Below are 1841 nucleotides of genomic sequence, written 5' to 3' on the forward strand. Positions count from 1 at the left end.
ATGGCAGATTTTATCAAGGAGAATCTAGGCGTTGATATCCTGGAGGACTCAGATGATAGAATGATGGCCGTCCTTAAGAAACACAACACAGAACCGGAGATTAAAGAGAGAGGCCATTTAATCGAAAAATTGTGGGATTTGGTTGAGCATAATCTTGTGAATCCCACCTTTGTTACCGAACACCCGGTAATTATTTCTCCGCTTTCAAAGGTGCACAGAGAAGACTCAAGAGTTACAGAGAGATTTGAACTGATAATAAGCTCGATGGAAATGGCTAATGCTTTCAGTGAGTTGAATGATCCTATAGAGCAGTACAACCGTTTCCTCCATCAGGCGGGTTTAAGGGATATAGGTGATGAGGAAGCTCAAATGATGGATCATGACTTTATCAGAGCCCTCGAATACGGTATGCCCCCTACGGGTGGGCTTGGAGTAGGTTGGGACAGGATAATTATGCTGGTTACTGATTCCCCATCGATCAGGGATATAATCCCCTTTCCACTTGTAAGACCTATCTCCTTTGAGGAAGAAGAAGCATTAGAGATAAGCGATGAACAGTAGAGGTGATTTGATGACTCTTTATGATCGCATTCAGCAGGATATGAAAGAAGCAATGAAGGCAAGAGACTCTCTCAAGACCAATACACTGAGAAGCGTGATCTCGTCGGTAAAGATGTATCTTGCATCTTCTGAAGAAGCTAGATCGGGTGAGCTAACGGATGAGATTGTGATTGGCCTTGTAAGAAAAGAGGCGAAAAAACGTGAAGAGTCCATCGAAGCGTACAGAAAGGCTGAAAGAGACGATTTAGTACAAAGTGAATCCGAAGAGCTCGAAATACTTAAGAGTTATCTTCCCGAAGAAATGAGTCCTGATGAAATAAGAGCAGTAGCACTAAAGACAATCGAGGATTTGAAGGCAAACAACCCCTCCGATTTGGGAAAGGTTATGAGAGAACTGATGGTTAGATTGAAGGGGAGAGTGGATGGGAAACTCGTCAACAAGATTGTCAGGGAGCTTTTGGAGAGTAGATGAAAGTCGAGTTCTTGACTGCAGAAATCGGGAGCACCACTACGGTGCTCTCTGCTTTTTCATGTGACGCTTCTGGATCGATGAGATTTGTGGGACAGGGTGAGTCCTATACGACCGTAAATGAGAACGATGTCACAATCGGCATTGACAATGCTTTGAGAAACCTGAAGAGATCTCTGGGCTGCGACAACCTCGAATGGAGTGTCTTCCTGGCTTCTTCAAGCGCGGCCGGCGGTTTGAGAATGACGGTTCATGGACTGGTGTACGACATGACCGTAAAGGCGGCAAGAGAAGCTGCCCTGGGAGCTGGCGGAGTGATAAAGCTGGTAACAGCCGGCAAATTGAGTGAGAGAGATCTAAAGAAGATTGAGGCAGCCAATCCAAAGCTCATACTTCTTGCAGGTGGGGTCGATTACGGAGAAAAAGAGACTGTGGTACATAACGCCGAGATTCTTAGAGATCTCGATCAGAATATTCCAATAATATTCGCTGGGAATGTTGCTGCTGCCGATGACGTTCTAGAAATAATCTCGACTAACGGGAGAGACGTCCATATTGTCGACAATGTTTATCCGCGAATAGACGAGCTAAACGTCGAACCAACGAGACAAGTGATTCGTGAAGTCTTCTCCAAAAATATCGTCAATGGTCCCGGGATGGAAAAGGTCTATTCAGTCATTGACAAACCGATAATACCGACTCCCGCGGCCGTCATGCTGGCGACGGAACTCTTTTCCCAAGTCAATGACGACGTTATTGTGGTAGATATCGGGGGAGCAACCACCGATGTCGATTCCGTTACAGACGGAGA

Annotated in this window: 3 protein-coding genes; all 3 read left to right on the plus strand. The window is 45.6% G+C overall.

All coding sequences use genetic code 11. The features are described 5' to 3' along the window. On the plus strand, nt 1-561 hold a 561-nt coding region (locus BG32_RS10785), incomplete at its 5' end, for an amino acid--tRNA ligase-related protein (protein WP_310793890.1). 10 nt (nt 562-571) lie between these two features. Then, a complete protein-coding gene (locus BG32_RS10790; RefSeq protein ID WP_014729958.1) occupies nt 572-1033 on the plus strand; it encodes a GatB/YqeY domain-containing protein in 462 nt (153 codons plus the stop codon). Further along, a partial coding sequence (locus BG32_RS10795) for a glutamate mutase L (protein WP_183084327.1) occupies nt 1030-1841 on the plus strand: 812 nt, incomplete at its 3' end. The genes BG32_RS10790 and BG32_RS10795, both read left to right, overlap by 4 nt.

It is taken from the genome of Mesotoga sp. HF07.pep.5.2.highcov, from assembly GCF_003666285.1.
In the GTDB taxonomy this organism is placed as follows: Bacteria; Thermotogota; Thermotogae; order Petrotogales; family Kosmotogaceae; genus Mesotoga; species Mesotoga prima.